Source organism: Streptomyces sp. UC4497 (assembly GCF_054871485.1).
This window is the reverse complement of the sequence record NZ_JBTYHB010000006.1, coordinates 1-24,440: the sequence shown is the minus strand read 5'-3', so window position 1 is coordinate 24,440 and position 24,440 is coordinate 1. Positions and strand designations below refer to the sequence as shown.

Below are 24,440 nucleotides of genomic sequence, written 5' to 3'. Positions count from 1 at the left end.
TCGGGCTTCGGGATCAGCGCTCGCCGTTGCCGTTGCCCGTGCCGTTGCTGTCGTCGTCGGTGCCGTGGTTCCCGCTGGCGCCCCCGCCACCCGTGCCGCCGAAGCCGCCGAAACCGCGCCGCATCCGGCCGCCCAGGTCGCCCGCGCCGCCCGCGATGTCGCTGACCAGCTTCATCAGCGGGTCCTTCGACGTCTTCACGGAATCCGTGTAGTGCGAGGCCGACTCGCGCCACGAGTCCGTCACCGAGGTGTCCTTGTCCTCGGTGCGGCGCGGGTAGTGACCGTCCATCAGGCGCTGGTAGTCGCGGCTCTCCGCCCACTTCTTCAGCTCGGCGGCGCGCACCGTGGTGAACGGGTGCGAGCGCGGCATCACGTTGAGGATCTTCAGCACGGAGTCGCGCAGATCGCCCCCGGCCTCGTACTCCTCGGCCTGCTTGAGGAACGCGTCCACGTTCATCTGGTGCAGATGGTTGCCGCCCGCGATCTTCATCAGGCCGCGCATCGACGCCTGGAGGTCCTGGCCGACCAGCAACCCGGCTCGGTCCGCGGAGAGTTCGGACTTGCGGAACCACTCGCGCAGCGCCGTCACGATCGCCATGATCGCGAGGTTGCCGAGCGGGATCCACGCGACGCGCAGAGCGAGGCTGGTCAGGAACAGCAGGATCGTCCGGTACACCGAGTGGCCGGACAGCGCGTGGCCCACCTCGTGGCCGACGACGGCCCGCATCTCCTCCTCGTCGAGGAGTTCCACAAGTCCCGTGGTGACGACGATGATCGGCTCGTCCAGGCCGATGCACATCGCGTTCGGCTGCGGGTCCTGATTGACGTACATCGGCGGGACCTTCTCCAGGTCCAGGATGTAACAGGCGTCCCGCAGCATCGTGTTGAGGTGCGCGAACTGCTCGTCGGACACCCGCACCGAGTCCGACAGGAACAGCAGGCGCAGGCTGCGCTCGGGCAGCAGTCCGCTCAGCGCCTTGAAGACCGTGTCGAACCCGCTGAGCTTGCGCAGCGCGACGAGCGCCGAGCGGTCCGCGGGGTGCTCGTACGCCCGCGAGGAGATCCCCGGGAAGCGCCGGCGCTGCCTGCTGGGTACGTTCTCGTGCTGCTCGTTCGGTTCGTCGGGCATCCGACTTCCCCCATGTTCCGTGTGTGCGACGTGTCCCGCCGTATCCGGTGTGCCCCCAAGGTGGAGTCCACACTAGGCGGATATACCGTGACGGGGCAGCACACCGAAGGAGCGAACCGTCATGGAGCACATCGATCACGTCATCAGTGCGGCGTCCGAGCAGGGCGCGGGGAACCTGTTGCGCACCGTGCTGATTGTGGGCGTGCTGGGCGCGGCCCTCCTCGCCTGGTTCTTGTTGCGGGGCTACAAGAGCGACGACTGACCCCACCGCTTACGATGGGTCAGAAGTCTTTATCCCGATCCCACACCGGATAGGTCCTGCTGAAGATGAGCCTCCACAGCACCGCTGCCCAGCTCGCCACTCTCGCTGCCGAGGGCGAGAACGGCGGCAACCACGAAAGCCTCAGCCCCCTCGTGACGGGCGGTGCGGCCTTCATCATCCTGATCCTGCTGCTGTGGATCACCACCCGCTTCAACCGCGACCGCTGACCCGGACGGAAGCACTGGGAACGGGCCAGTAGGCTCTGCACGCATGGGAGCGCAGGACATGCCTACCGGCCCGGTCAACAGCCCGGCCGGCGGCCCGGATCGCGAGTGGGCCTCACCGGCCAAGCGACGCCTCGGCGTCATGGGCGGAACGTTCGACCCGATCCACCACGGACACCTGGTGGCGGCAAGTGAGGTCGCCGCGCAGTTCGACCTCGACGAGGTGGTGTTCGTACCCACCGGGCAGCCCTGGCAGAAGAGCGACAAGAAGGTCTCTCCGGCCGAGGACCGCTATCTGATGACGGTCATCGCGACCGCCGAGAACCCGCAGTTCTCGGTGAGCCGCATCGACATCGACCGCGGTGGTCCGACGTACACGACGGACACGCTGCGCGATCTGCGTCAGCTCAACCCCGATGCCGACCTCTTCTTCATCACGGGTGCCGACGCTCTCGGTCAGATCCTCACCTGGCGTTACACCGAGGAACTGTTCTCCCTGGCACACTTCATCGGAGTCACCCGGCCGGGCCACACGCTCGCCGACCCGGGTCTGCCGGAGGGCGGCGTCTCGTTCGTCGAGGTTCCCGCCCTCGCCATCTCGTCCACGGACTGCCGCGACAGGGTCGCCAAGGGTGACCCCATCTGGTACATGGTGCCGGACGGTGTGGTGCGCTATATCGACAAGCGCCAGCTGTACCGAGGCGACTGAACCCTGCACCGCCGAGAGGGGCATCGGTGAACGACCGATACGACGGTTACGACCAGCAGAATTACGAACTGGTCGGCTATGACGAGTTCGGCCAGCCGGTCTACCGGCCGGTCCAGCAGGCGCCGTCGTACGAGCACAACTCCGCGTATGGGTACGGCTACGACCCGTACGCGGGCGGGCAGCAGCAGCCGACCGGGCAGCAGCACCAACAGCCCCAGCAGTCCCCGTCGTACGACACCTACGGCGGGGCACCGCAGCAGTACCAGCAGCCTCAGCAGCCGCAGCAGTTCCAACAGCCGCAGCAGCCCCAGCAGACTCAGCAGGCCACCGCGTACATCCCGCAGCAGGCCCCGGCGCCCGCGCCGCAGCAGGCCCAGCAGCCCGATCGCGACTACCGCACCGAGCAGTTCGAGTTCGTTGAGGAGCCGGACGAGGACTCCGAAGACGTCATCGACTGGCTGAAGTTCACCGAATCGCGCACCGAGCGGCGCGAGGAGGCGCGGCGCCGCAGCCGCAGCCGGGGCATCGCCCTCGTCGTCGTCCTCGCCCTGTGCCTGGTCGGCGGCGCCGGCTACCTCTGGTACCAGGGCAAGCTGCCGTTCCTTTCGAAGGATGCGGCGAAGGCGGGTGCGGCCTCCGCGGTCGGTCCGCAGAACCGTGACGTCATCGTCGTCCACCTGCACAACACCAAGGGCGGGGAGACGTCCACGGCGCTGCTCGTGAACAACACCACCACGAAGCGGGCCACCTCCGTCCTGCTGCCGAACTCCCTCGCCCTGTCCGACGAGGACGGTACGAGCACCACGCTCGCCAAGTCCGTCGACGAGGACGGCTCCTCCGGCACAAGCGACGGCCTCGACACCCTGCTCGGCACCGACATCCAGGGCACCTGGCGGCTCGACACCCCGTACCTCAACAACCTCGTCGAGCTCGTCGGCAACATCGACGTCACCACGAACGCGACCGTGCCCGACCCCGCCAAGAAGGGCACCGTGCTCGTCCACAAGGGCGCGGACCAGACCCTCAGCGGCCCGGCGGCCGTGGCGTACGCGACGTACCGGGCCAAGGGCGAGCCGCAGACGGCGCAGCTCGAGCGGTTCGGTCAGGTCATGCAGGGCGTGCTGCGCAAGCTGTCGTCCGACCCGCAGGCCGCGACGACGACCGTGCAGACGCTCGCCCAGATCCTCGACCCGTCGCTGACCGAGAAGGACCTCGGCGCCTTCCTCGCCAAGCTCGCCGACCGGGCCAAGGAGGGCGACTACAAGAGCGAGGTGCTGCCGGTGCAGCCCGGCGGCGCCATCTCCCGGTCCACCGCGGACTCGGTGGTCGAGAACGTGCTGGGCGGCACCGTGAAGTCCCCGTCCAACGGTGACTCGCTGCGCGTCGGCATCGAGAACGCCACCGGTGACAAGGCCCGCACCGAGAAGGCCCGCGTCGCCCTGGTCAACGGCGGCTACACGTTCGTGTCCGGTGGAACCGGAACGGCGATCGCGAGCTCTCGGGTGACGTACGCGGACGCCTCGCACAAGAAGGACGCCGTGGAGGTCGCCAAGACCCTGGGCCTGCCGACGTCGGCCGTGACCAAGGGCAAGGCGGCGAGGAACGCGGACGTCTCCGTGGTGCTGGGCCGGAACTACACCGGTCAGTGACCGCCCACCGGTGGCCCGGCGCCCCGCGCGCGTGGGGCCGCCGGTAAGGCCGTGAGGCGTGTCGGCGGGCCGTGAGACCCTTGGGGTACCCCCCTGAGGGATCTTTCAGGGGATTCAGACCGCCTACGGAAAGCCTTGTAGTGACCGCCACTGACCGTTCCATCGAGCTCATCAACGTCGCCGCGCAGGCGGCCGCAGACAAGCTCGCGCACGACATCATCGCCTACGACGTCAGCGATGTGCTGTCCATCACGGATGCCTTCCTGCTCGCGTCGGCGCCCAACGACCGCCAGGTCAAGTCGATCGTCGACGAGATCGAGGAGAAGCTGAACAAGGAGCTCGGCGCCAAGCCGGTGCGCCGCGAGGGCGACCGTGACGCCCGCTGGATCCTGCTCGACTACGTCGACATCGTCGTCCACGTCCAGCACAGCGAGGAGCGCGTCTTCTACGCCCTCGAGCGCCTGTGGAAGGACTGCCCCGAGATCGACCTGCCCGAGGAGGCCAAGGCCACCCGCGGCAAGGGCGAGGAGCACGCCAAGGAGCGCGAGGCCGCCGCCGAGGAGATGCGTGAGCTCGGTGGTGAGGTGCTGTGACCAGCGCCTCACCTCGGGGGCGGCGCGTCGTCCTGTGGCGGCACGGCCAGACCTCCTGGAACCTGGAGCGCCGCTTCCAGGGCACCACGGACATCGAGCTGACCGAGGACGGCGTCGGCCAGGCCCGCCGCGCGGCCCGGCTGCTCGCCTCCCTGAGGCCGGACGCGATCGTCGCCTCCGACCTCAGGCGGGCCGCGGCCACGGCCGCCGAACTCACCGCGCTCACCGGCCTCGAAGCCACGTACGACGAGGGCCTGCGCGAGACGTACGCCGGTGAGTGGCAGGGCCTCACGCACGAGGAGATCATCGCCAGGTACGGCGAGCAGTACGCCGCGTGGAAGCGCGGCGAGCCCGTGCGTCGCGGTGGCGGCGAGCTGGAGACCGAGGTCGCCGACCGGGCCGCCCCCGTAGTGCTTCGGCACGCGGACAAGCTGCCCGACGACGGCCTGCTGGTCGTGGTCAGCCACGGCGGCACCATCCGCACCACCATCGGCCGGCTGCTCGGCCTGGAGTCCCACCACTGGGAGGGGCTCGGCGGCCTGTCGAACTGCTGCTGGTCCGTCCTCGGCGAGGGCGCCCGCGGCTGGCGTCTGCTGGAGCACAACGCGGGCACCCTGCCGGAACCCGTCCTCGGCGACGACGACTAGGCGCCCGGGGCCGGATTTCACTTTCCGGCAGGTCGCAGGCTAAAGTTCTTCTTGTTCGGCCCGCCGGGGGAAAGCCCGGAGGGGGAAGAACGCGAGGGGCTATAGCTCAGTTGGTAGAGCGCCTGCATGGCATGCAGGAGGTCAGGAGTTCGATTCTCCTTAGCTCCACAGGAATCAAAGATCCCGTCCCGTAAGGGGCGGGATTTTTCGTTGCCGATTTTCGGCCGGGTTGAACTGCCCGGGGCGCCCGGGGCGTATACCTCAGCGGACGTCGTGTCCGGACTGGTACGCGGGCGTCGCTGACCGGGTCGCTTCCGCCGTGGCAGAATCGGACGGCCGGAACGGGGCTGTGTCCGACCGACGAAGGCGGCCCGCTGGGGAGGGAGTGCGCGATGCCCTTGAGCATCAACGAGGAAGCCGATCGCTTCCTCGGCATGGCAGCGATATCCGCCGAGCCCCCGGCCGGTTCCGAAGACGTCCCGTCCCTCAACTGTCCGTCCTGCGGCTCCTCCCACGTCGCGCAGATGCTCGGCGACAACGGCGGGATCTCGTACGTGTGCACGGCCTGCGGCCACAGCTGGAGCTGAGCGGAACACATGGGTGCACACAGGAGGAAGTGCGACTGGTGCGGCAGCGGTACGCCCATCGTCCGTGACATGGAGCCGCTGAACCCCGACTACCAGTACTGGTGCGAGGAATGCGCGCGGGCGCTGATCATAAAAGGCGACCCGATCGAGACGTACCGCGAGCTGGAGGGCGAGCCGATCTACGGCCGGCTCCTGGACGAGCACTGCACGCTCAAGCGCTTCTATTCGTTCGCCAGAGCCTGACCGCGGAGTACGCCACGAAGGCGCAGGCCACTCCTACGTAGAGCGCCGAAAGCATCGACTGCCCTACGTTCTGGTGGAGTTCGGGCCGCCCGTCGGTGTGCGGCACCCACCACAGCGCGTAGGTGCAGAACGTCAAGGCCAGGGCGAGCGCGGCCTTTTGGCGGCCCGACTCCCACACGAGCAGCGCCAACGGCACGCACCAGACCCAGTGGTGGGACCACGAGACCGGGCTGACCAGGAGTGCCGTCGTCGCGCACGCCACCACCGCCTGGGCGCGGCGCCCGCGCAGCGCCGCCGCGACCGCGACCGCGAGTCCGACGACGGCCGTCACGACGGCGGCAAGCGCCCACCAGGCCCCGGGATCTCCGGTGTGCAGCAGCCGGGCCAGTACGCCGCGCAGCGACTGGTTGCCGGTCTCCTCGGCGTGGCCGGGGCGGTCCGACTCGAAGACCATCCGCGTCCAGAAGTGCCGGGAGTCGTGCGGCAGGACGACGGCCGTCAGCACGGTCACGCAGACGAACGAGCCCACCGCCACACAGGCCCCGCGCACCCAGGGCCGCCAGGCCCCGCCCCGCGCCAACTGTGCGAGCCCCGTGCACAACAGGAAGACGGCGAACAGCGCGGGCGTCAGCTTGATCGCCGCCGCGATGCCGATCCCCACGCCCGTCCAGCGGTGCCCGGGACGGCGTGTCAGGTCCCACAGGACGAGCACGGCGAGCAGCAGATTGACCTGCCCGTAGCGCAGCGTCGTCCACACCGGCTCGCACCACACGGCGGCGGCCGCCACCCACAACGCGTGCTCCACGCGCGCGTGGCGTCGCACGAGACGCAGGGAGAGATGCACGAGACCGAAGAGGAGGGCGAGGTTCAGGGCGGTCGCGGCGACCTTCATGGTCACCACGTCCAGGAACGTCAGCGGCAGGAACAGCAGCGCGGCGAACGGCGGGTAGGTGGTCGGCAGGTCGGCGTAGGTCGCGCGCATCGCGTACAGGTCGCCACCTGTGCGGACCGTCCAGCCCTCCGCCCGGTAGACCATCAGATCGATCATCGAGACGTCGGCCGCGTGCTGGGCGATCACGAAGGCCGCGAACGAGAGCAGGCAGGCTCCGAGCGCAGCCGGTGCGTGGCGGGTGCGGGGCAGGGCGAGCACAGTCACATGAGGGAACACTAGTAGCCGTCAACGGCGACTTTTCCGTACAGAAGGGGGCGGAAGGGAAACGATTTGGTGATGCACCCCGGTGACCGTGTAATGTTGGCGACGCCGCCGGGGAGACCGACAAGGAAGCCCCGGAGGACCAAAGCACGGGGCTATAGCTCAGTTGGTAGAGCGCCTGCATGGCATGCAGGAGGTCAGGAGTTCGATTCTCCTTAGCTCCACAGGAACGTGAAGGCGGGCCATCCGATTCGGATGGCCCGCCTTTCGTTTGTGTCGGCTACCTCCGGGCGCGGCTGCGGCCGGGCGGGAGTGCGGGGCGTGCCGGCCTCCGGTCCTGCGGGGCCGCGGAGGCGTCCTCCTCGATCCGCAGCGCCAGCGCGGGGCAGCGGCGCACGGCCCGTACCGCGTTCGCCTCCGAGTAGGCGGGGACCGCCGCCTCCGCGACCGTCGGGAAGCCGTCGGGTCCCAGTTGCAGCAGCTCCGGCACGATGTCCGCGCACAGGCCGTGGCCCCGGCACAGCGTCCAGTCGACGGCGAGCCGCTTGCCGCTGGGCGTCGAGGCCGCCGGTGCCTCCGCGTGCAGCGGCAGCACACCGAGCACCGGGCGGCCGCAGCCGGCGCCCAGGACGTGCGCGGCCAGGTCGTCCGTGAACGCCGAGATCGTCGACTCGATGAACGCCGCCGAACCGTCCGGGTGCTTGCACGCCCCGCGCCGCTTCACCGCGTGCGTGACCTCGCGCAGCGCCTCCAGGGCGGTCGGGCCGCCCCCGTTCAGCACGTCCTCCAGGCCGCGCGCCGCGGCGGGCAGCCCCAGGTAGCAGGGCCCGCACTGGCCCGCGCTCTCCGAGGCCAGCCACTGCGCCACCTTCAGGGCCTCGCCGAGCGGGCAGGTGTCGGGCCCGATCGGCAGGATCGCCCCGGCGCCCAGGGCGCCGCCCGAGGCCTCCAGGGAGGCGCGGGAGACGATGGCGTCCTGCGCGCCGACCCCGTCCAGCCACTTGCCGTGATAGCCGCCCGTGAGGACGCCCTGGGGGAGCGGGGGAGCGCCCGCGAGCTGGAGTACGTAGCGCAGCGGGACGCCGGACGGCACTTCCAGGACCATCGGGCGGGCGACCGCCCCTGAGAGCGTCAACAGGACCGTGCCGGGCTCGTCGTGCAGGCCCGTGCGGCAGTAGCGCTCGGCCCCCGTGCGGGTCGCGATGGCGAGCTGGGCGAAGGTCTCCGCGTTCGACAGGAGCGTGGGGGCGCCGCCGACGCCGGAGTCGGAGGCGCGGACCTTGCGGCCCGGCGGCATGGGCGGGCCGCCGTCCGCCGAGCGGATCAGGGCCGAGGACTCCCCGGTGACCATGCGCACCGGATTGCGCTGCACGCGTGCGCGCAGCGGTGCGCCCCGACGGTTCGTCAGGCCGCGCTCGGCGAGGGCCGCCTGCATCGACGCCTCGGTGCTGTCGCGGGTCACGCCGATGACGAGCGTGCGCGCGCCGATCGCCTCAGCGACGAGCAGGGCGCCGTCCAGGATCAGGTGCGGGGCCCGGTTGATCAGCACGGTGTCCTTGCGGCAGGCGGGCTCGTCCTCGCTGCCGTTGACGACGACCACCGGGCGCACTCCGCGCCGGATCGCCGACTCCGCGACCGCGCGGAGCTTCTTGGCGAAGGGGAAGCCCGCGCCGCCGCGACCGCGCAGGGATATCGCCTGGGCCAGCTGTGCGAGCGGTTCTCCGGCCATGGGCTGCAGCGGGCCGTGCACCTTCAGGTGCATGTCGAGGTCGAGCCGCTCCACGAGGTCGAACCCCGAAGTGAGCTGGGGAAGTCCGACGACCCGGACCTCCGGGACGTCGGGCAGTGCGGTGTTCACTGCGTGCCTCCGTAGGGCATGGTCCAGGGCTCGCCGGAAGCGGGTGCTTGGTAGGGGCCGGGGAGCGGTTCAGTGGGATCGGGCGCTTCCGTGTAGTCGGGTGCTTCCTTATAGACGTCTTCGTAGGCGCCGGTGTTCACGCCGTCCCCGTAGGAGGCGGGGTAGCCGGGCACGCCTCCGTAGGGGGTGTCGTACGTCGGGTCGTACTGGGAGGGCGGGGCTGGGGCCGGTGGTGGCGGGGAGGGGGCGGGCCAGCGCTCGGTGGGGGCGGCCGGCATGGGGGGCACGGGTTCCGCGTACTGCTGCACGTACGGGACCGACTGTGTGGGCAGCTCCTCGCGGGGGAGGGAGGACACCGCGCGGTAGGCGGCCGCGAAGCCGATGTCGGCCTGTGGCGGGGGAGCGGGTTCGAAGGTGGGCTGCGGTGCGGGCTCCGGGCGGGGCCCCGGGGCGGCCGGTGCGGGCTCGCTGCGGGGCTGTGGGAGGGGCGACCCGGCCCGCCTGGTGCCGCCCGCGCGCGGTCCGGCGTCCAGGAATTCGAGGATGCGCACCGCCACCTTGCGCCGTACCGCCTGCGGTGACGCCCGAAGCGCGATCGCGCCGGCGACCGCGACCAGGGCCAGGCAGTACAGGACGGTCACGTACGCCTTCGCGGGGCGGCCCGCGTACAGGCCGTGCATGAGGGCGAAGCACCAGGCCGGGTAGGCGAGCATGTGGGTCGCGCGCCAGCGGGTGGCGAGCCGGGCGGGGGAGGCCATGGAGCTGCGCAGCGCGCCCGTGACGCCCGTGGCGATCATGAGGAGTCCGGCGGTCACGCCCAGTCCGACCAGGCCCGCGCTGCCGTTGAAGCCCCCGGAGAACGGGATCAGCGCACCGAGCAGCGTCACGTGCGAGAGCGCGAGCTTCACGCTGATGTGCAGCAGCAGGAAGACAAGCGAGGAGACCGCGGTGATCCGGTGCACGGCCTGCGCGAGCAGCCGCTGCCGCGAGGTGAGGAAGACCCGGTCGGAGGCGACCAGGCCCCAGACGACGGACGCGGTCAGCGAGACCAGGCAGAGCACGCCCGCGCCGAAGTCGAGCGTCGCCCGCACGGCGTCGCTTCCCGTGGACACGAGCACGGGTAACAGGAGGAGGACTCCCGCGATGAGCAGCCCTGTTCTCCTGCGACGGCTGGCACCGGGAGTACGTGAACTCCTCGGTGTGCGAAGGGAGTTCAGGGAGTGAGGGGTTCGAGGGTTCATGGGGGTGACTCCGAACGGTTCGGCACGGTGGTCCCACGGCCCGCACTCTAGATCGAGGCATACCGGGCAGTACGAGGTTTGAGTTATCTCGCTGTTATCTACGAGATGTTTGGTCTTTGCGTTGTCCCGATAGTGGGCGGTACGCCGAGTAATCCCTGGGGTGCGGTGGGGCGCGTGGAAGCCCGTCGCGGGCCGAGCGAGGGCTGCGGTACCCTGACGCCATGCGTGCCGTACGCCTTCTGCTTAGCGAGCCGCGCTGATCAGTCCCGACCCGCCCCCAGGGCGTGAGGTCGGAATCGGCGCGGCGTCCCCTCCTGTGCGAGGGGTTTTTTCATTTCCTAAGCACGGGACTTCCTGAGCACTGGCCGCTGGCAGAGACAATCGATGGAGCTTTGAGGATCATGAGCGAGACGAATTCCGCCGCCGCTTCCGAGGCGGCGGTCGCGCCGCACCGCTACACGGCGGCCATGGCCGCCGACATCGAGGCACGCTGGCAGGACTTCTGGGACGCCGAGGGCACGTACGAGGCGCCGAACCCGAGCGGTGACCTGGCGGGCGACCCGCAGGTCGCGTCGCGGCCCAAGAAGTTCATCATGGACATGTTCCCGTACCCCTCCGGTGCGGGCCTGCACGTCGGCCACCCGCTGGGCTACATCGCCACGGACGTCTTCGCGCGCTTCCAGCGCATGACGGGCCACAACGTGCTGCACACCCTGGGCTTCGACGCGTTCGGCCTGCCCGCCGAGCAGTACGCCGTGCAGACGGGCACCCACCCGCGCACGTCGACCGAGGCCAACATGGTCAACATGAAGGTGCAGCTGCGCCGGCTGGGCCTGGGCCACGACAAGCGCCGGTCGTTCGCCACGATCGACCCGGAGTACTACAAGTGGACGCAGTGGATCTTCCTGCAGATCTTCAACTCCTGGTACGACGACGACCTGCGGAAGGCCCGTCCGATCGCCGACCTGGTCAAGCAGTTCGAGACCGGTGAGCGCGCCGTTCCCGGCGGCGGCTCCTGGAGCGAGCTGAACGAGGCGGAGCGCGCCGACATCCTGGGCGAGTACCGCCTGGCGTACGCCTCGGATGCGCCCGTGAACTGGGCGCCGGGCCTGGGCACCGTCCTGGCCAACGAGGAGGTCACCGCCGACGGCCGCTCCGAGCGCGGCAACTTCCCCGTCTTCAAGTCGAAGCTGCGCCAGTGGAACATGCGCATCACGGCCTACGCGGACCGCCTGATCGACGACCTGGACGGCCTGGACTGGCCCGAGGCGATCAAGCTGCAGCAGCGCAACTGGATCGGCCGCTCCGAGGGCGCGCGGATCGACTTCGCGGTTCCGGACGCCGATGGCTCCGGCGAGGAGAAGATCACCGTCTTCTCCACCCGCCAGGACACCCTGTTCGGCGCCACCTACATGGTGCTGGCCCCCGAGCACGACCTGGTCGAGAAGATCACCCCGGCCGCCTGGCCGGAGGGCGCCCACGACGTGTGGACGGGCGGTCACGCGACCCCCGCCGAGGCCGTCGCCGCCTACCGCAAGCAGGCCGCCGCCAAGTCCGACGTCGAGCGCCAGACCGAGGCCAAGGACAAGACCGGCGTCTTCACGGGCGCGTTCGCGACCAACCCGGTCAGCGGCGAGCAGGTCCCGGTCTTCATCGCCGACTACGTACTGATGGGCTACGGCACCGGCGCGATCATGGCCGTGCCGGCGCACGACAGCCGCGACTTCGCCTTCGCGCGCGCCTTCGAGCTGCCCATGCGCTGCGTGGTCGAGCCGAGCGACGACCGCGGCACCGACCCCTCGACCTGGGACGACGCGTTCGTCGCGGGCGACGCGAAGCTGGTGAACTCCGCGAGCGACGAGGTGAACCTGGACGGCCTGGGTGTCGCCGACGCCAAGGCCCGCATGACCGAGTGGCTGGAGCGCAAGGGCATCGGCGCGGGCACGGTCAACTTCCGGCTGCGCGACTGGCTGTTCAGCCGTCAGCGCTACTGGGGCGAGCCCTTCCCGATCGCCTACGACGAGGACGGCATCGCCCACGCGCTGCCCGAGTCGATGCTGCCGCTGGAACTGCCCGAGGTCGAGGACTACAGCCCGCGCACCTTCGACCCGGACGACGCCGACACGCAGCCCGAGACGCCGCTGTCGCGCAACGAGGACTGGGTCAACGTCACCCTGGACCTGGGCGACGGCAAGGGGCCGCGCAAGTTCCGCCGCGAGACCAACACGATGCCCAACTGGGCGGGTTCGTGCTGGTACGAGCTGCGCTACCTGGACCCGAACAACAGCGAGAAGCTGGTCGACCCGGAGATCGAGCAGTACTGGATGGGACCCCGCGAGGGCATGCCCACCGGCGGTGTCGACCTGTACGTGGGCGGCGCCGAGCACGCCGTGCTGCACCTGCTGTACGCGCGCTTCTGGTCGAAGGTGCTGTTCGACCTGGGCCACATCTCGTCGGCCGAGCCGTTCCACAAGCTGTACAACCAGGGCATGATCCAGGCGTACGTCTACCGGGACGCACGCGGGATCGCCGTACCGGCCGCCGAGGTGGAGGAGCGCGACGGCGCGTACTACTACCAGGGCGAGAAGGTCACCCGCCTGCTGGGCAAGATGGGCAAGTCCCTGAAGAACGCCGTCACGCCGGACGAGATCTGCGCCGAGTACGGCGCGGACACGCTGCGCCTGTACGAGATGGCGATGGGCCCGCTGGACGTCTCCCGGCCGTGGGACACGCGCGCGGTGGTCGGCCAGTTCCGGCTGCTGCAGCGCCTGTGGCGCAATATCGTCGACGAGACGACCGGCGAGGTCACCGTCGTCGACGTGCCCGAGGCGGACATCGACCCGGCCACGCTGCGAGCCCTGCACAAGGCGATCGACGGCGTGCGCGGCGACCTGGAGGGCATGCGGTTCAACACGGCGATTGCCAAGGTCACCGAGCTGAACAACCACCTGGTCAAGTCGTACGCGGGCGGCTCGCTGCCGCGCTCCGTCGCCGAGCGCCTGGTGCTGCTGGTCGCGTCCCTGGCCCCGCACGTCGCCGAGGAGCTGTGGCGCAAGCTGGGCCACAGCGACTCCGTGGTCCACCAGGACTTCCCGGTCGCCGACCCCCAGTACGTGGTCGACGAGGCCGTGACCTGCGTCGTCCAGATCAAGGGCAAGGTCAAGGCCCGCCTGGAGGTCCCCCCGTCGATCTCCGACGAGGAGCTGGAGAAGATCGCCCTGGCCGACGAGAAGGTCGTCGCCGCGCTGGACGGCGCCGGCATCCGCAAGGTCATCGTGCGGGCGCCGAAGCTGGTGAACATCGTGCCCGCGTAGCTTCGGGACACGGGCTCAGGGTTGTTCCCTACGGGCAGGTTGGGGGTTCCGCTGGAACCCTCGGCCTGCCCGCTCCGTTTACGGTGGAGAGACCGGTTGGGCGGGGCGACCTTGAGGAGAGCGCGCTATGGAAGCCGTGCTATTGATCATTGCGCTGATCTTCGTCGCGTTTTTGGCGTTCGGCGGGTACGTGACGGTGAAGGCGGTCGGCGCGGCCAAGCGCGGGGTGGACCGCAAGGTCGAGCAGGCGCGGCGGGCGGTGGAGGACACCACGCTGCGCGCCAAGAGCTATGTGCAGCCCGGCACGGCGGCCGAGTTGGCGCAGCTGCGGCTGCATCTGCGCACCTCCATGCGGGCCACGCAGGACGCGCTGCACGCGCGCGTGGCCGAGGACGCCTCGCTCAAGGAGTCCCTCGGCCTCTTCGAGCGCCTGAGTGCGCACGGGCACGAGGTGGACGCCGAGCTGAAGCGCCTGGAAAGCGAGCCCGACAAGGGGCAGGTGGCGCGCGTGCTGCCGGAGCTCAGGACGCGTACGGAGCAGATCACGCGGTCCGCCGACGCGCTACGGCACGCGGCCCGCGACCGGGCCGGCCGCTTCGCGAGCGACGACCTCGACGCACTGAGTTCGCAGATCGACCTGGAGGCGGGCGCGCTGCGGCACTGGACGACCGAGCCGGGCTCCCGAGCGGGATCCGGGGCAGGACCCGAGCCGGAGCCCGCGTGGCAGGCACCGGGGACGGACCGCAGGCAGGGGCGGGATCAGGAGCAGAACCGGGCCGCGATCACTCCGCCAGGTGTACGCCCCGCGTATCCGTGGGAGAAGAAACCCCGTCCGGAGAGCACGACTTGATCGTCCACCCACGCGCGTCGTCCGATGGCCGGGAGGCAGGGGCCGGGCTGCCGCCGGAGCACCTCGGCAGGTAACCTCCGGTGCATGTCCCGCCATGTCGCGATCGTCACCGATTCAACGGCCTACCTGCCGCAGCGGACGATGGAGCGCCACGGCATCACGGCGGTGCCGTTGACCGTGGTCCTGGGTGACCGGGCGCTCGAGGAGGGTACGGAGATCTCCGCCCGCTCGGTCGCGGAGGCGCTGCAGAAGCGCCGGTCGGTGACGACGTCGAGACCCGGCCCGGAGCAGTTCGCCGAGACCTACCGCAAGGTGGCCGAGGCCGGCGCCACCGCCATCGTCTCGCTGCACCTGTCCGCCGAGATCTCCGGGACGTACGACGCCGCGGTGCTGGCCGCGCGCGAGGCCCCGGTCCCGGTGCGCGTCGTGGACACCGGAATGGTGGCCATGGCCCTCGGCTTCTGCGCGCTCGCGGCGGCGGAGACGGCCGACGCGGGAGGCACCGTCGACGAGGCGGTGAACGCGGCGGAGAAGCGGGCCTCGGGCACCTCCGCGTACTTCTACGTCGACACGCTGGACTATCTGCGCAGGGGCGGCCGGATCGGCGCCGCGCAGGCGCTGTTCGGGTCCGCGCTCGCGGTCAAGCCGCTGCTCCAGCTCGACGGCGGCCGCATCGAACTCCTGGAAAAGGTTCGCACGTCGTCGAAGGCGATCGCGCGGCTCCAGGAGATCGTGGCCGAGCGGGCGGGCAGCGCGCAGGTGGACGTGGCCGTGCACCATCTGGCCGCGCCGGAGCGGGCGGAGGCGCTCGCGGAATGGCTGCGTGAGCACGTGCCGGGCCTGGCCGAGCTGCATGTCAGCGAGGTGGGGGCGGTGATCGGGGCGCACACGGGGCCGGGATTGCTGGGGGCCGTGGTCTCGCCGCGGACGTAGGGCGGCGGGGCCTGGTTGCCTGCTTCGTCGGCCGTGTGGGTGACGGAGTTGTCCACAACTGCTGGGTAATCCCCGGGAATTGGGCAAGATCCACTTGTTGGTGGCGCGGTGCCTAACGTCTCGTGACATGGCACTTCGATCACGGACACGAACGACACACATCTCCAGCGGGCCGGGGCGCGGACCCGCGTCGGACAGTCGCGCGAGGCAGCGGCATCTGGTGCGGCGGCGCGCGCGGCGCAGGCGGGTCGAGGCGGAGCGGACCCGGCTGCGGGCGGAGGCGCTGTTCGCGCCACCGGGGCCGGGGGCGCCGTCGGCGCGGCCGGCGCGGGTGCCTGTGCCGGAGGCTGCCGCTGGTCCGTCGTGGGCGCGTGAGCCCGAGTCGTCGGTCGAGCCTCCTTCGGCGCCGGCGCCCTCCTGGCGGGAGCGTGCCGCGCTCGCCGTGCGGGACCGCCTGCCGTTGTGGGTGCAGACGCGGTGCGGGGTCGAGCGGCGTGGGGCCCTGGCGTTGGCCGTTCTCGTCGGCGTGGTGGGGCTCTTCGCGGTGCAGCACTTCTGGGCGGGGCGTACGCAGCCGGTGCGGGCGCCCGAGACGGTGCGGGCGGCGGCGCCGCGAGCCGTGGGGCCCTCGGGTGGCGGGGCATCGCCGACGGCGGTGGGGCAGGGGTCGGGACCGGGGGCGGGGTCGGGGCTCGTGGAGAGCGGTGCCGCGGGGGTCGTCGTGGACGTCAGCGGAAAGGTGCGGAGGCCCGGGATCCATCGGCTGCCCGCCGGGGCCCGGGTCGCGGACGCCTTGCGGGCGGCCGGTGGGCTGCGCCCCGGTACGGACACCGAGGGGCTCAACAGGGCGCGGCTCCTCGTGGACGGTGAGCAGGTCGTGGTGGGCGCGCCGGCGGCGGCAGCGGCCGCCGCGCCGTCGGGCGGGCCGGCGGGGGCGTCGGCCCCGGCGGGTCCGATCGGGCTCAACACGGCCACCCTGGAACAGCTCGACACCTTGCCGGGCGTCGGCCCCGTACTTGCGCAGCACATCGTCGACTACCGCACGGAGCACGGCGGTTTCCGCTCCGTCGACGAGCTGCGGGAGGTCAATGGCATCGGTGATCGGCGCTTCGAGGACCTGCAGAATGCCGTACGGCCGTGAGTCGCCAAACCGTGAGTCGCCGGGTCGTGAATCGGCCAGTCGCGAATCGCCGGGTCGTGAATCGCCCGATCGTGAGGGGTGGCCGGGAGTCGGGGCCCACGGTCGGGCGGCTCGGTGACGCGCATCCTCGCCAAGAGGGGCCGCTGGACCTGCGATTGGTGCCGCCCGCGCTCGCGGCGTGGGGCACGGCGGCGCTGATGGTGACCGGTTCGCCGTGGTGGGCGGGGCTCGTGGCGGTGGCGTGTGCGGTCGGTGGGGCGGGGCTGTTGGTCGCGGGGCGTGGTGGGGTCGGGCGTGCGGCGCGGCGCTGGCGTGGCCCGTCGGCGGCGGCGCTGCTCCTGTGCATCGCCGCGGCGGCGGCCTCCGCCGGGCTGCACGGGGCCGACCTGCGGCGCGGGCCCGTGCCCGAGCTCGGGGCCGAATTCGCCCGCGTGGACGTCGAGTTGGAGGTGACCTCCGATCCCAGGCTCACCCGGCCGAGAATCCGCGGGGACCATGCGACGCCGACGTCGGTGCTGGTGGAGGCGGATGTGGTGCGGGTGACGGGCCCGGACGGGGGCACGGTGCGGACGAGGGCGCCTGTGCTGGTCGTGGTGGGTGGTGGAGGCAAGGGGGACAGCGGAGGCGGAGAGGGAGACGAGAGGCGAGGCGGCGGCAGAGGGGCTGCGTCTCCGCGCCCGCCCGGCAAGTCGTCGCAAGTAAACGGCAGTTCCTGGCTGGCGGTGCTGCCCAGCACTCGGGTGCGGGTGCGGGGAAGTCTCGCGCCGCCGATGGTCGAAGGCGATCGGGTCGCGGCGGTGCTGCGGGTCGGGAGTGGGGAGCGGGCTCGGGTCGTGGGGGCTCCGAGCCGGCCGCAGCGGGTGGCCGGGGAGTTGCGGGCGGGGCTGCGCGAGGCCACCGGCGGGCTCGACGCGGATGCGCGCGCACTGCTGCCCGGGCTCGTCGTCGGCGACACGGCGCGTGTGACACCGGAGCTGTACGCCGCCTTCGCGGAGACGGATCTGCTGCACCTCATGGCGGTCAGCGGGGCCAACTTCACGATTCTGCTTGCCCTGTTGATCGGTCCGCCGGGCATGGCGCAACGGGTCGAGCGGCGCGGACTCGCACCCCGGATCGGTCTGCCGTTACGGACGACCGCGGTGCTCGGCGGGGCCCTCACGCTCGGCTTCGTCGTGGTGTGCCGGCCCGAGCCGAGCGTGCTGCGGGCCGCGTCCTGCGGGCTGATCGCGCTGCTCGCCGTGGCCACCGGGCGCCGCAGATCCCTGCTCCCCGCCCTGGCCACGGCGGTGCTGCTGCTCGTCCTCTACGACCCGTGGCTGGCGCGGAGTTACGGGTTCCTGCTGTCGGTGCTCGCCACGGGCGCGCTCTTGACGCTGGCCCCGCGGTGGAGCGCGGCGCTGCGCCGGCGCGGGGTGCCGGCACGGCTCGCCGAGGGCCTGGCGGCCGCCGCTGCCGCGCAGGCGGTGTGCGCTCCGGTCGTCGCGGTGCTGGCGGCGCGGGTGAGCCTGGTGGCGGTGCCGTGCAATCTGCTCGCGGAGTTCGCGGTCGCGCCCGCGACCGTGCTCGGGTTCGCGGCACTGGCGACGGCGCCGCTCGCGATGCCGGTGGCGAAGTCCCTTGCCTGGTGCGCTGGTTGGCCCACGGGGTGGATCGCGGACCTAGCCAGGACCGGGGCCGCCCTGCCCGGCAGCGGGATGGACTGGCCGGGTGGCTGGCGCGGCGGGGCGCTGCTCGCGCTCGGCACGGCGGTTCTCGTGCTCGTGGGGCGCAGAGCACTCGCGTCGCCGTGGATCTGCGGGGTCTGCGCGCTGTTGCTCGTCCTGGTGGTCACACGGCCCGCGCCGCTCGTGCGGGGCGTCACGGGCTGGCCGCCGGCCGGATGGAGGCTGGCCATGTGCGACGTGGGGCAGGGCGACGCCCTGGTGCTCGCGGCGGGGGCGGGGACCGGGGTGGTGGTGGACGCCGGCCCCGACCCGCTGCTCGTCGACCGGTGCCTGCGCTCGCTGGGCGTCACCCGGGTCCCGGCGGTGGTGCTCACGCACTTCCACGCGGACCATGTGGCCGGGCTCGCGGGGGTGTTGCGGGGGAGGGCCGTCGGGCAGATCGAGACGAGCGGGTTCGAGGAGCCGCCGGACCAAGTGGCCTTCGTGCGGAGGGAGGCCGCCCGGCGCGGGGTCCCGGTGGTGCGCGCCGTGGCGGGGGAGCGGCGCAGGGCGGGCCCGCTCGACTGGCAGGTGTTGTGGCCCCCGCCGGACCCGGCCCCGACTCCGGACGGGCCGAACGACGCGAGCGTGACCCTGCTCGTCCGCGTCGCGGGGCTGACCCTGCTGCTCCTCGGCGACCTCGAACCACCGGCGCAGCGCGCCCTGTTGAGAACGCCCGCCGGGGCCCGGCTGCCCCAGGTCGACGTGCTCAAGGTCGCCCACCACGGCTCGGCGTACCAGGATCCGGAGCTGTTGCGCAGGGCCGCGCCCCGCGTCGCACTGCTCTCGGTGGGCCGGGACAACCCGTACGGCCACCCGGCCCCCAGCACGCTGGCGGCGCTGCGGGCGCGCGGTGCGGCCGTGCTCAGGACGGACCGGGACGGGGCGGTCGCGGTCGTGGGAGGGGGTGGCGGGGAGCTCCGGGTGTTCCCGTAGCACGGTCGGTGCTGCTGAGGCTCTGCTCCGATGCTGCTCAGGGCGGTGTTCTTGTCATGTGGGCGCATGTTGCCTCGAAACCGCACACGATGATCGAATGCTTGTCGAATGCAGCAGATCAGGTAGTTGTCCAGGCGTTCTGGGGTGGGTAGGACATGTTCGGCCTCCGATGGAGAAACCGTACTAACCGGTCAGTAGAGTCGAGTGCCCTCGGGGGGAGGGCGATGCCGCCGGGCGCGGGGGTGCTCAGCGGCCGGATCATCGATGCCGTGAGCGAGCCGGTGCGCGGCGCCGAGTTCCAGGTGAACGACGCGATGGGGCGCAAGGTGGTGAGCGGGGGCGTCGACCCGTTCGGCTCGTTCGTGGCGACCGTGCCCGCGGGGGACTACCGGCTCGCGGTGTCGGCCGAGGGGTACGCGCCGTTCCGCGGCGGGGCCACCGTGGCCGAGGGCGGGCAGGCGGCGCTCGGTGACGTCACGCTCCAGGTGTCCGCGCCGCCGCCGCTGCCGACGCCGGGGGACTGGGAGGTCGAACCGACGCACTCCTCGATCGGGTTCACGGCGCGGCACATCGGGATGGCGCGGGTCTACGGCCGGTTCAACACGTTCGCCGGTGTGCTGCGGGTGGGCGAGCGGGTCGAGGACTCCGCGATGCACGTCGTCATCGACGCCTCGTCCATCGACACGAACGTCAAGATGCGCGACGACCACCTCAGGTCCGCGGACTTCCTCGACGTCGAGCGCTTCCCGACGCTGGAGTTCTACAGCGATCGCTTCGTGCACAAGGGCGGCAGCCGCTGGGCGGTCACCGGGGCGCTCTCGCTGCACGGTGTGACCCGGACGGTCACGCTGGATGCCGAGTACCTGGGCGTGGGCACCGGCATGGAGGGCGAGACCCGGGCCGCCTGCCGCGCGTCCACGGAGCTGCACCGCGACGACTTCACCGTGAGCTGGCAGACCATGCTGGCGAGGGGCATCGCCGTCGTCGGCTCCAGCGTCCGCATCGACCTCGACATACAGGTCGTGCCCAAGAGCTGACCCGCCGACCCGCCGACCCGCCGACCCGCCGACCCGCCGGCCCCGTGCGGCGGCGCCGCCGGCGTGCCGGAAAATGGTGGCGTGAGCGATGTGAGACACGTACTGGTGCTGCCCGACCGGGACGCCGCAGAGGAGGCCGCGGAGGCGCTCCGTGAGCGCTTCGGAGTGGCCGAGGAACCCCAGCTCGTACGGGACGCGCTGGCCGGTGAGGACGACGCCGAGGACGCGCAGTGGCTGCTGGTCGTCGAGGACGCGTCCGGGCGGCTGGCCGCCGCGGAGCTCGACGAGTTCGCGGCCGAGTGGGAGGGCTGGCGCGAGGAACCGTAGGGCTGGGCCCGTCGGCCCCGTGCCCGGGCCAGTGGCGCCCGCCCCCGCCCCCGCCCCCCCGGCCCCCGGCCCCGGCTCCGTTCCGTGGGGGCGGGGTTGTCAGTGGCGCGTGGGATGCTTGGCGCGATGGCCAGGAAGACTGCAAACGACGAACCGCTCGCTCCTCTCACCGTCGCGGTGGGGCAGGAGGATCTGCTGCTCGACCGCGCGGTGCAGCAGATCGTGGCGGCCGCGCGCGCCGTGGACGCGGACACCGACGTCCGGGATCTCACCTCCGATCAGCTGCAGCCGGGGACGCTGGCCGAGCTGACCAGTCCCTCGCTGTTCGCCGAGCGCAAGGTCGTCGTCGTACGCAATGCGCAGGACCTGTCCGCGGACACGGTCAAGGACGTCAAGGCGTACATCGGCTCGCCCGCCGAGGAGATCACGCTGGTGCTGCTGCACGCCGGTGGTGCCAAGGGGAAGGGCCTGCTGGACGCGGCGCGCAAGGCCGGGGCCAGGGAGGTCGCCTGCCCCAAGATGACGAAGGCCTCGGATCGGCTGGCCTTCGTGCGCAGCGAGTTCCGGGCGCTCGGGCGGTCCGCCACCTCCGAGGCCTCCCAGGCGCTCGTCGACTCCATCGGGAGTGATCTGCGGGAGCTGGCGTCCGCGGTGTCGCAGCTCGCCGCCGACGTCGAGGGGACCATCGACGAGGCCGTCGTCGGGCGGTACTACACGGGGCGCGCCGAGGCGTCCAGCTTCACCGTCGCCGACCGGGCCGTGGAGGGGCGGGTGGCCGAGGCGCTGGAGGCGCTGCGGTGGTCGCTCTCTACCGGGGTGGCGCCGGTGATGATCACGTCGGCGTTGGCCCAGGGGGTGCGGGCGATCGGGAAGCTGTCGTCCGCGCGTGGGGGGCGGCCGGCGGATCTTGCGCGGGAGTTGGGGATGCCGCCGTGGAAGATCGATCGGGTGCGGCAGCAGATGCGGGGGTGGACGCCGGACGGGGTCGCTGTTGCGTTGCGGGCGGTGGCCGAGGCGGATGCGGGGGTCAAGGGGGCCGGGGACGATCCCGAGTATGCGTTGGAGAAGGCCGTCGTGACCGTGGCGCGGGCTGCCCGGGCGCGCGGCGGGCGCGGGTAGCGCGTCAGCGCGTCGCCGGGGGAAGTCGCCCCCGCCGCCCCTTCCCGTCCCGTCCCTGGGGCTGCGCCCCAGACCCCCTCGGCCTTCGGCCGTGTCCTCAAACGCCGGACGGGCTGGAGTTAAGCGCCGGACGGGCTGTAGATGCGCAGCAGAACGCACCGATGCCCCGCCCTGGGGAAGGGCGGGGCATCGGGTCAAGCGTTGTGCGAGCCCGCACCCGCGTGGCGAACGCAGATCGCGTGCGGGCTCTTGGGTGTCGGTCGGGGGCGGAGAGAGAGGGCCCGCCCGGGTCCTACCGACGGCAGATCAGTTCAGGTTCAGGCCTGGATGGACGCGACCTTCGAAGCAAGCGCCGACTTCTTGTTGGCGGCCTGGTTCTTGTGGATGACGCCCTTGGAGACGGCCTTGTCGAGCTGACGCGCGGCAGCGCGCTGCGCCTCGACGGCCTTCTGGACGTCACCGGAGGCAGCGGCCTCACGGGCCTTGCGGATCGAGGTCTTGAGGGAGGACTTCACGGCCTTGTTGCGCAGCCGAGCCTTCTCGTTGGTCTTGATCCGCTTGATCTGGGACTTGATGTTCGCCACGAAATGAGCCTTTGCAGGTTCAGGCACGGATCCGGTGAGGGTCCCGTACCGGTGATTGTCACTGAGTGCGTGCCTCGGGCTTAGAGGGCAAGAGACACAGCTGCCCACGGTATCAGCCGTCATCCAGGCGGCCCAAACCGAGCGCAGCCCCCCGCGCATGGGACCATGGAGGCTACGTATTGATCCCAACCGAGGCCGACCTGAGGCAGAAGGCCTCAAGAGACAGGACCCTGCGTGCCCGCGATCCCTAAAAATGTGCCCGAGCCGAGCCGCACCGACCCGGCTCTGATTCGCAACTTCTGCATCATCGCGCACATCGACCACGGCAAGTCGACGCTCGCCGACCGGATGCTCCAGCTGACCGGAGTGGTCGAGCAGCGGCAGATGCGTGCTCAGTATCTCGACCGGATGGACATCGAGCGAGAGCGCGGCATCACGATCAAGTCCCAGGCGGTGCGGCTGCCCTGGGCCCCGACCGAGGGGCCCGACAAGGGCAGTACCCACGTCCTCAACATGATCGACACGCCGGGCCACGTGGACTTCACGTACGAGGTCTCGCGCTCGCTGGCGGCCTGTGAGGGCACGATCCTCCTGGTCGACGCGGCGCAGGGGATCGAGGCGCAGACCCTCGCCAACCTCTACCTGGCGATGGAGAACGACCTCAAGATCGTCCCGGTGCTCAACAAGATCGACCTCCCGGCCGCCCAGCCGGAGAAGTTCTCGGAGGAGCTCGCCAACCTCATCGGCTGCGACCCCGAGGACGTGCTGAAGGTCTCCGCGAAGACCGGCATGGGCGTCGAGGCGCTGCTCGACAAGGTCGTCGCCGAGGTCCCGCCGCCGGTCGGTGTCGCGGACGCGCCCGCCCGCGCGATGATCTTCGACTCGGTGTACGACTCGTACCGGGGCGTCGTGACGTACGTACGAGTCGTCGACGGCCAGCTCAACAAGCGTGAGCGGATCCGGATGATGTCGACCGGGGCCACGCACGAGCTGCTCGAGATCGGCGTGTCGTCCCCCGAGATGACCCCGGCCGACGGCATCGGCGTCGGCGAGGTGGGCTACATCATCACCGGCGTGAAGGACGTCCGTCAGTCCAAGGTCGGTGACACGATCACCTCGCTGAACAAGGGCGCGACCGAGCCCCTCGGCGGTTACAAGGACCCGAAGCCGATGGTGTTCTCGGGCCTGTATCCGCTGGACGGCTCGGAGTACCCGGACCTGCGCGAGGCCCTCGACAAGCTGCAGCTCAACGATGCCGCGCTGGTATACGAGCCGGAGACCTCGGCCGCGCTCGGCTTCGGCTTCCGCGTCGGCTTCCTGGGGCTGCTGCACCTCGACGTGATCCGTGAGCGGCTCGAGCGCGAGTTCGGGCTCGACCTCATCGCCACCGCCCCCAACGTGGTCTACCGCGTGGACATGGAGGACGGCACCGAGCACACGGTCACCAACCCGAGCGAGTTCCCCGAGGGCAAGATCGACAAGGTCTACGAGCCCGTCGTGCGCGCCACGCTCCTCGCGCCCAGCGAGTTCATCGGCGCGATCATGGAGCTCTGCCAGACCCGCCGCGGCACCCTCCTCGGCATGGACTACCTCTCCGAGGACCGGGTGGAGATCCGCTACACCCTCCCCCTCGCCGAGATCGTCTTCGACTTCTTCGACCAGCTGAAGTCCAAGACCCGCGGTTACGCGTCCCTGGACTACGAGCCCACCGGCGAGCAGGCCTCCGACCTGGTGAAGGTCGACATCCTGCTGAACGGCGACCGCGTCGACGCGTTCTCCGCCGTCACGCACAAGGACGCCGCGTACGCGTACGGGGTGCGCCTGGTCGCCAAGCTGCGGGAGCTCATTCCGCGGCAGGCCTTCGAGATCCCGGTCCAGGCGGCGATCGGATCCCGGGTCATCTCCCGCGAGACCATCCGCGCCATCCGCAAGGACGTCCTCGCCAAGTGCTACGGCGGTGACATCTCGCGTAAGCGCAAGCTGCTGGAGAAGCAGAAGGAGGGCAAGAAGCGGATGAAGATGGTCGGCTCCGTCGAGGTGCCGCAGGAGGCCTTCATCTCGGTCCTTTCGAGTGACGACGGCGGCGGCTCCAAGGGCAAGAAGTAGCCACGGAGCAGCCCTCGGCGGTGGGGGGGGGGCGCGGGGGGGGGGGGGGGGCCCCCCCCGGGGGGGGGGGGGGGTGGGGGGGGCCCCCCCCGTGC

At 71.2% G+C, this 24,440-nt stretch carries 22 protein-coding genes and 2 tRNA genes; 19 read left to right on the top strand and 5 right to left on the bottom strand.

What is annotated here, in order from left to right:
* Positions 1 to 13 precede the first annotated feature (13 nt).
* Positions 14 to 1,129 (bottom strand): M48 family metallopeptidase, encoded by a 1,116-nt coding sequence (locus ACYSUO_RS10640; RefSeq protein WP_461775818.1) that lies wholly within the window; start codon positions 1,127 to 1,129, stop codon positions 14 to 16.
* 121 nt (positions 1,130 to 1,250) lie between these two features.
* Here ACYSUO_RS10640 and ACYSUO_RS10635 point away from each other — a divergent pair, with 121 nt between their 5' ends.
* The 9 genes from ACYSUO_RS10635 to ACYSUO_RS10595 all read left to right on the top strand — a co-directional run bounded on the left by ACYSUO_RS10635 (position 1,251) and on the right by ACYSUO_RS10595 (position 6,043).
* Positions 1,251 to 1,391: a hypothetical protein gene (locus ACYSUO_RS10635; protein ID WP_327663391.1), complete on the top strand. Its 141-nt coding sequence runs from the start codon at positions 1,251 to 1,253 to the stop codon at positions 1,389 to 1,391.
* A 65-nt stretch (positions 1,392 to 1,456) separates the two neighbouring features.
* Positions 1,457 to 1,618: a hypothetical protein gene (locus tag ACYSUO_RS10630; RefSeq protein ID WP_327663392.1), complete on the top strand. Its 162-nt coding sequence runs from the start codon at positions 1,457 to 1,459 to the stop codon at positions 1,616 to 1,618.
* A gap of 43 nt (positions 1,619 to 1,661) precedes the next feature.
* Positions 1,662 to 2,324, top strand: coding sequence for a nicotinate-nucleotide adenylyltransferase (nadD, locus tag ACYSUO_RS10625; RefSeq protein WP_461775817.1), 663 nt, complete (start codon positions 1,662 to 1,664; stop codon positions 2,322 to 2,324).
* Between the two features lie 26 nt (positions 2,325 to 2,350).
* Positions 2,351 to 3,973 (top strand): LCP family protein, encoded by a 1,623-nt coding sequence (locus tag ACYSUO_RS10620; protein WP_461775816.1) that lies wholly within the window; start codon positions 2,351 to 2,353, stop codon positions 3,971 to 3,973.
* 140 nt (positions 3,974 to 4,113) lie between these two features.
* Positions 4,114 to 4,566 (top strand): ribosome silencing factor, encoded by a 453-nt coding sequence (gene rsfS, locus ACYSUO_RS10615; RefSeq protein WP_266719721.1) that lies wholly within the window; start codon positions 4,114 to 4,116, stop codon positions 4,564 to 4,566.
* Positions 4,563 to 5,213, top strand: coding sequence for a histidine phosphatase family protein (locus ACYSUO_RS10610; protein ID WP_461775815.1), 651 nt, complete (start codon positions 4,563 to 4,565; stop codon positions 5,211 to 5,213). The genes rsfS and ACYSUO_RS10610 overlap by 4 nt, the downstream gene beginning before the upstream one ends.
* Before the next feature lie 95 nt (positions 5,214 to 5,308).
* Positions 5,309 to 5,381, top strand: a tRNA-Ala gene (locus ACYSUO_RS10605).
* 224 nt (positions 5,382 to 5,605) lie between these two features.
* The gene (locus ACYSUO_RS10600) at positions 5,606 to 5,800 is read left to right on the top strand and encodes a hypothetical protein (RefSeq protein ID WP_461775814.1); all 195 of its coding nucleotides are present in this window, start codon (positions 5,606 to 5,608) and stop codon (positions 5,798 to 5,800) included.
* A gap of 9 nt (positions 5,801 to 5,809) precedes the next feature.
* Complete coding sequence (locus tag ACYSUO_RS10595) at positions 5,810 to 6,043, top strand: hypothetical protein (RefSeq protein WP_266719727.1); 234 nt, start codon at positions 5,810 to 5,812, stop codon at positions 6,041 to 6,043.
* On the opposite strand, the gene ACYSUO_RS10590 is transcribed toward ACYSUO_RS10595, so the two are convergent.
* Positions 6,012 to 7,199: a glycosyltransferase 87 family protein gene (locus ACYSUO_RS10590; RefSeq protein WP_461775813.1), complete on the bottom strand. Its 1,188-nt coding sequence runs from the start codon at positions 7,197 to 7,199 to the stop codon at positions 6,012 to 6,014. The two genes, ACYSUO_RS10595 and ACYSUO_RS10590, sit on opposite strands and share 32 nt — an antisense overlap.
* Positions 7,200 to 7,347: 148 nt before the next feature.
* Here ACYSUO_RS10590 and ACYSUO_RS10585 point away from each other — a divergent pair.
* A tRNA-Ala gene (locus tag ACYSUO_RS10585) sits at positions 7,348 to 7,420 on the top strand.
* A 56-nt stretch (positions 7,421 to 7,476) separates the two neighbouring features.
* Here the strand turns inward: ACYSUO_RS10585 and ACYSUO_RS10580 are convergent.
* On the bottom strand, positions 7,477 to 9,054 hold the full coding sequence (locus ACYSUO_RS10580; RefSeq protein WP_461775812.1) for an NADH-ubiquinone oxidoreductase-F iron-sulfur binding region domain-containing protein: 1,578 nt from the start codon (positions 9,052 to 9,054) through the stop codon (positions 7,477 to 7,479).
* On the bottom strand, positions 9,051 to 10,166 hold the full coding sequence (locus ACYSUO_RS10575; protein WP_461775811.1) for a cytochrome b/b6 domain-containing protein: 1,116 nt from the start codon (positions 10,164 to 10,166) through the stop codon (positions 9,051 to 9,053). Before ACYSUO_RS10575 ends, ACYSUO_RS10580 begins: the two co-directional genes overlap by 4 nt.
* A gap of 530 nt (positions 10,167 to 10,696) precedes the next feature.
* Here ACYSUO_RS10575 and leuS point away from each other — a divergent pair.
* From leuS to holA, 8 genes are all read left to right on the top strand, one after another.
* Positions 10,697 to 13,609: a leucine--tRNA ligase gene (gene leuS / locus ACYSUO_RS10570; RefSeq protein ID WP_461775810.1), complete on the top strand. Its 2,913-nt coding sequence runs from the start codon at positions 10,697 to 10,699 to the stop codon at positions 13,607 to 13,609.
* A 127-nt stretch (positions 13,610 to 13,736) separates the two neighbouring features.
* Positions 13,737 to 14,459 carry a hypothetical protein gene (locus tag ACYSUO_RS10565; RefSeq protein ID WP_461775809.1) on the top strand — a complete coding sequence of 241 codons (723 nt, stop codon included), beginning with the start codon at positions 13,737 to 13,739 and terminating at the stop codon, positions 14,457 to 14,459.
* 84 nt (positions 14,460 to 14,543) lie between these two features.
* Positions 14,544 to 15,392: a DegV family protein gene (locus tag ACYSUO_RS10560; protein WP_461775808.1), complete on the top strand. Its 849-nt coding sequence runs from the start codon at positions 14,544 to 14,546 to the stop codon at positions 15,390 to 15,392.
* A 127-nt stretch (positions 15,393 to 15,519) separates the two neighbouring features.
* Complete coding sequence (locus ACYSUO_RS10555) at positions 15,520 to 16,533, top strand: helix-hairpin-helix domain-containing protein (protein ID WP_461775807.1); 1,014 nt, start codon at positions 15,520 to 15,522, stop codon at positions 16,531 to 16,533.
* A 56-nt stretch (positions 16,534 to 16,589) separates the two neighbouring features.
* The gene (locus ACYSUO_RS10550) at positions 16,590 to 19,172 is read left to right on the top strand and encodes a ComEC/Rec2 family competence protein (RefSeq protein ID WP_461775806.1); all 2,583 of its coding nucleotides are present in this window, start codon (positions 16,590 to 16,592) and stop codon (positions 19,170 to 19,172) included.
* Between the two features lie 155 nt (positions 19,173 to 19,327).
* A complete protein-coding gene (locus ACYSUO_RS10545) occupies positions 19,328 to 20,209 on the top strand; it encodes a YceI family protein (RefSeq protein WP_461775805.1) in 882 nt (293 codons plus the stop codon).
* Between the two features lie 81 nt (positions 20,210 to 20,290).
* Positions 20,291 to 20,536, top strand: a complete 246-nt coding sequence (locus tag ACYSUO_RS10540; RefSeq protein WP_426903685.1) for a hypothetical protein — start codon at positions 20,291 to 20,293, stop codon at positions 20,534 to 20,536.
* A 126-nt stretch (positions 20,537 to 20,662) separates the two neighbouring features.
* Entirely contained in the window at positions 20,663 to 21,655 is a 993-nt protein-coding gene (gene holA / locus ACYSUO_RS10535) for a DNA polymerase III subunit delta (RefSeq protein ID WP_461775804.1), read from the top strand.
* 317 nt (positions 21,656 to 21,972) lie between these two features.
* On the opposite strand, the gene rpsT is transcribed toward holA, so the two are convergent.
* Complete coding sequence (gene rpsT / locus ACYSUO_RS10530) at positions 21,973 to 22,239, bottom strand: 30S ribosomal protein S20 (RefSeq protein ID WP_385757032.1); 267 nt, start codon at positions 22,237 to 22,239, stop codon at positions 21,973 to 21,975.
* Between the two features lie 234 nt (positions 22,240 to 22,473).
* On the opposite strand from rpsT, the gene lepA reads away from it, so the two are divergent.
* A complete protein-coding gene (gene lepA, locus ACYSUO_RS10525; protein WP_461775803.1) occupies positions 22,474 to 24,345 on the top strand; it encodes a translation elongation factor 4 in 1,872 nt (623 codons plus the stop codon).
* Positions 24,346 to 24,440 lie beyond the last annotated feature (95 nt).